A 5,011-nucleotide genomic window follows, 5' to 3' on the forward strand; every position below is an offset into this window, starting at 1 on the left:
TGAGCGGCCAGGAGACGGTCCGGGGCGCAGGCGGAGCCACCGCCCCGCTGGCCTATGTGATGCGCTACCGCTACGACGCGCAGGGCCGCAAGGTGGGCCAGACGGACGCCATGGGCATGACCCAGGCGTGGAACTACGACATCTTCGGCCACCTGATCGGCCGCACGGATGCGCAGTCGGGCGGCGGCGCGCCGGTGGACTTCAACTACACCTACAACCTCGCGGGCCAGCTCGTGCACGAGGACAACACCCGCGTGGAGCCGGGCGTGGGTGGGGCCGCGGCCACCAACAAGAAAAAGAACATCGACTACCGCTACGACGGAGCGGGCCAGCTGATCGAGATCCGCGACAACTACCTCGGCCAGACCACCCGCTACGAATACGACCTCGGTGGCAACCGCGTGGCCGAGAAGATGTCGCAGAAGACGCTGCTCACGTCCGGTCTGCTGGACGATGTGGTGTACCAGGACAACCACCTGGTGTATGACGCGCAGCACCGGCTGCGGGCGGTGTTCGACGGGCGCTCGGACGTGCGCATCACCTATGACCTGGCGGGCAACCGTTCACAGGTGAAGACGCACGTGATCAACACGATCCGCACGACCACGGAGCAGGGCGGGCTGCAGGAGCGGCAGGTGGTGCATACGGACACCACGGAGTTCGAGTACGACGCGATGAACCGGCAGACCCGGAGCCAGCAGAAGTCCTCCGTCAACAGCGCCATCGAGACCCACAAGTACTTCTATGACCTGGCGGGCAACCGCGTCAGGGAGCAGGTGTTCGACGGGCCAGCGATACCCACCGACGCCAATGGCACGATCCGCAAGACCTACGACTACATCTACGACGACCTGCACCGCCTCGACAGCTACACCGGGGCGGGCGCGGCCGACATGATGGACAACATCAAGTACGACGGCGCGGGCCGGCAGGTGGCGTCGCGCACGCTGGTCGGCCCGGAAGGCGGCAGCTACGAATACCGCTACAACCGCTACGACGCGACGGCCAAGCTGTATGAAACGCGGGTGGTGGTGCGCAGCGCCAGGCCGGGAGACAACCAGAAGGTGGCGCAGCGCACGAACTTGCTGTACCACGACACCGACGGCGTGACGGGCCTGGGCTACGACGCGGCAGGCAACCTCATGGGCGTGCGCCAGGATGCCGATGGCCAGATCACGACCACGACCTACCAGTACACGTACCTGAACGGCAGCTGGCAGCAGAGCGCAGCCCTCACGCGCCGCGGCGGTGACGTGGTGGGCACGATCACGCAGCGCGACGCCAACGGCTTCGTGGTCGGCATCCGCCAGCCCAAGGTGACGGGCAGCGCGGCGCAGGCGCCGGACGGCAGCCTGGCGGCGGCGCTGACGAACCAGGCGACGCAGGCCACGAGCAACGATGCGCGCTACGACCGCACGTTCGTCAACGACGCCAACGGCACGGCGGTGTTCGTGAGCCAGGGCGGGTTCAACGAGAAGACCGAGGTCAACAGCAGCATCGCCAACCCGGCCTCGGGCTACCAGGGCGGGGTGACGGGCAGCGCCCTGACCCCCGGCCACGTGCAGCGCCAGCTGGTCGCCAACGGCGAAGTGCTGGCCCGCTACGGCGACGCGCCCACCCAGGAAGAGAACACACCCCAGACCAACAACCCGGCGTACGTGGACACGGCGGACTTCCGCCTGCAGGCCGCGCAGATCCGCCCGCGCCACAAGAGCCTGGACCCGGTGGCCTACACGGTGGTGGGTGGCGAGACGCTCAAGGACATCGCCCGCAACGTGCTGGGCGACGCGAGCCTGTGGTGGCGCATCGCGGACGCCAACAGCCTGGCGGTGTCGGGCGACGGGCAGCTCACGGCAGGGCAGACGCTGACGGTGCCCAAGCTGGCGCTGAATGCGAACAGCGTGGAGACGTTCCAGCCGTACGACCCGAGCCAGGCGATGGGGAGCATGGACCCGGTGTTGCCGGTGCCGGCGAACGGGGGCGGGTGCGGGGGGATCGGGGCGATCATCATGATCGTCGTGGCAATCGTGGTGACGATCTACACCGCTGGTGCTGCTGCCAGTGCTTTAGGCGCTGTGGGAACAACTACGGGCGCGGGCGTAGCCGCCGGGACTGCTGCAGGTGTCACGGCTACAACGGCTGGCACGTTCGCGGTCGGATCTGCCGCTCTGGCGGGCAGTTACGGAGCAGCAGGTATTGCAGCTGCGGCCATAGGCGGAGCTGTCGGCTCCATCGCCAGCCAGATGGTGGGCAACCTGATTGGTGCGCAGGACGGCTTCAGCTGGAAGAGCGTGGCCCTCAGTGCACTGGGCAGTGGCATCACGAGTGGCCTGGGAAGTTCCGGATGGCTGCCGAAGATGGACAGCGCCTTCGCGAATGCAGCAGTCAGGCAAGCCGTCTCGGGCACGATCTCCCAAGGCATAGGCACGGTGACGGGCCTGCAGCAGCGTTTCGATTGGAAATCCGTGGCGGCAGGTGCGATTGGTGCGGGAGTCGGCGCTTCTGTCGGTGGGGCTCTGGACAAAGCCAACGTGTTCGGAAGCTGGGGAAGCGATTTCGCGACGGGGTTGGCCCGTGGAACCGTGTCGGGCGTCGCAGCTGGGATGACCACTGCGGTGCTGAAGGGCGGGCGTGTCAGTGTGCAGCAGGTGGCGACCGATGCGTTTGGCAACGCCCTTGGGCAAAGCCTGGCCGCTGCAAGTGGGCCGCAGCTCACCTTTGCACAGGACACTGCGGCAAGAAGTCGTGCTCTTGATCCTATGGGACTGCGACAGATGGCACCCACCGCGGCGTCGCCTGACGGTGAAGGCGCTGTTGCGTATCCGGTGCGGATGCCTGGCGACATCGAGACGCAGCCACTGCCTGCCCAAGTAGAAGATGCGCCCCGCACGGTGCGTGCGGGTGAATTTGGCGGTTCGCTGGAGCGGATTGCGCGCTCGCAGTTGGGCACTGGAGCCAGTCAGCGCGCCATCAACAACTACGTAGGTCAGCTCTTTGAGATCAACGGCATCAGCAATGCGCGGCGGATCATGCCCGATCAGTCCATCATGTTGCCCGGCGCGGACACGGCGGCCGCTACCACGGGGTTGAGGCTCTATGGCAATGACATAGCGATTGGTGAGCAAGCCGCCGCTGCGCGGGCTTCGTTGGCAGCGCAGCAGCCGGAAGCGCAAGAGCCGGTGTGGAGCTTCCGTGAGGCAGGGATGCTCCAGCTAAAGCGCGAGGAAGCAAGGGCGCTTGCCGAACAACAAGCTCGCATCTCAAGCGGGCCGAGCATGTCCGCATGGGACGGTGTCACTCGCCTGTCTACAGCGGATACAGCAGCTACTAAGATCGATGCTATCAGAGCGGCTGGTCCTATAGGGATCATCGGCGGAACGATCGCATATATAACCAGCGGTGGAAAGATTGATGCTGCTGTTTGGGCTGCGCAGCAATCTCAACCGATCGATGGCGTCGTCGGCAGCCTCGCAGGCCTTGGCACGCGACCGATTACGTCACTTTATCCCCGTAGGGTACCGTTTGGCCCCAGCACAGGGAGCCTTTCGGGTGACCCAGAAATGCCACCCAGAAATGCAAGTACTGAGCAGATTCGGTCGATTAACCGGCAGAACGAAGCTGCAGAGTTCCTGGCGAAAAATGGCTTTGATGTGGTACAGATTCCAAACAGGGGTGCACAAGGCGTTAAGAACCCTGATCTTGGTATCAACGGACAATTGGCAGATGTCTATTCTCCCAAAACAGGTAATCTCTGGACAGTTCGTGACAACATCGCGAACAAGGTGGAATCGCAAGCACCGAACATTGTTCTCAACTTGGCAGATTCACCATTGCAGCCCGGCCAAGTCATTCGGCACTTGGAACTCTTTCCGGTTCCTGTAAACAACTTGGTGATCATTAAGAATGGTCAGATTAATGTAAATGGTAAGTAGCTATGGCCCTAATGCTGAATCTGGAGATTGAATCTTGCGTGACGCTTCACGCCGTGCGTGAAGCGCTAATGCAGGCTAGCGCTGTTTTGACTGAAGAAGATCAGTCGCCCCTAATGGCTTTTTGGGAACGTTCGGGTGTATCGGTTTTCGTTCGAACAAATTTGGACTACACGCAGGTCCTTGCCGAAGGTCTTGATACAGAAGCTGCTTGGCAAGTTGGAGTAAGACTTGTGTTTTCCTATTCAATTGCTGACTACGATGCGGGAAATCAAGATGTGAAAATCTTCCTCGAAGCACTGTGCCACCATACACATGCTTTTTTTGTTCTATCTTTCCAGGGCGAGGAGGTCTACGCAGTGCGTGATGAAAATGGGTTACGTTATTACTCTGTGTTTGCCCAGAGCCTGTTGTGAATGAGATAGCCCCCTGATTCCCCGGCCCCGTCCTGTCGCTTATCTTTGGAGATAGGAACAGGACTGTGCATATGACTAGGCATACGGAGTCAGTAGAGGTAGTGGTGAAGGACCAGCGCCGCAGGCGCTGGTCCCTGGCCGAGAAAGCGGCCCTGGTGCGGCGCACCTACGAGCCGGGCATGAGCGTGTCGCTGGTGGCGCGCCAGGAAGGTGTCTCGGCGGGGTTGCTGTTCCAATGGCGCAAGCTGGAACGTCAGGGCGCTTTGACCGCCGTGTCCGCAGGTGAAGCAGTGGTGCCGGCCTCGGAGCTGGCGGCGGCCCGGGCAGAGATCGCCAAGCTCCAGCGCGTGCTCGGCAAGAAGACCCTGGAGAACGAAATCCTCAAGGAAGCCGTGGAGTACGCCGCCGAAAAAAAGTGGATTGCGCGCTCGCCCTTGTTGCCCGGGGACGAGCAGTGAAGACGGTCTGCCGGACGATGGGGATGGCGCGCTCACACGTGCGCGAGCTGCTGGCGCGCGATGAAGCATGGACCGATGGCCGCAGGCACCGTACGCCCTGTGGTGATGCCGAACTGCTCGCTGAGCTGCGGCAGGAAATTGCAGAGCTTCCCAGCTACGGCTACCGGCGTGCCTGTGCCTTGGTCAACCGCCAGCGCGCTGCGAAGGG

At 62.8% G+C, this 5,011-nt stretch carries 2 protein-coding genes and 1 pseudogene; all 3 read left to right on the plus strand.

Annotated features, from left to right (window positions below; all coding sequences use genetic code 11):
- Window positions 1-59: 59 nt before the first annotated feature.
- Complete coding sequence (locus T336_RS25590) at window positions 60-3,932, plus strand: CdiA C-terminal domain-containing protein (protein WP_167333665.1); 3,873 nt, start codon at window positions 60-62, stop codon at window positions 3,930-3,932.
- Between the two features lie 2 nt (window positions 3,933-3,934).
- Window positions 3,935-4,345: a hypothetical protein gene (locus T336_RS26895; RefSeq protein WP_156957930.1), complete on the plus strand. Its 411-nt coding sequence runs from the start codon at window positions 3,935-3,937 to the stop codon at window positions 4,343-4,345.
- Window positions 4,346-4,416: 71 nt separating this feature from the next.
- Window positions 4,417-5,011: pseudogene (locus T336_RS0122290) on the plus strand (transposase); the annotation flags it as partial.

Origin of the sequence: Paracidovorax oryzae ATCC 19882 (assembly GCF_000687165.1) — a bacterium.
GTDB lineage: Bacteria > Pseudomonadota > Gammaproteobacteria > Burkholderiales > Burkholderiaceae_C > Paracidovorax > Paracidovorax oryzae.

What these genes read in the sequence shown, in the direction of transcription:
- T336_RS25590 (WP_167333665.1), top strand. Translation starts at nt 60, where the DNA reads ATGCGCTACCGCTACGACGCGCAGGGCCGCAAGGTGGGCCAGACGGAC.
- T336_RS26895 (WP_156957930.1), top strand. Translation starts at nt 3,935, where the DNA reads ATGGCCCTAATGCTGAATCTGGAGATTGAATCTTGCGTGACGCTTCAC.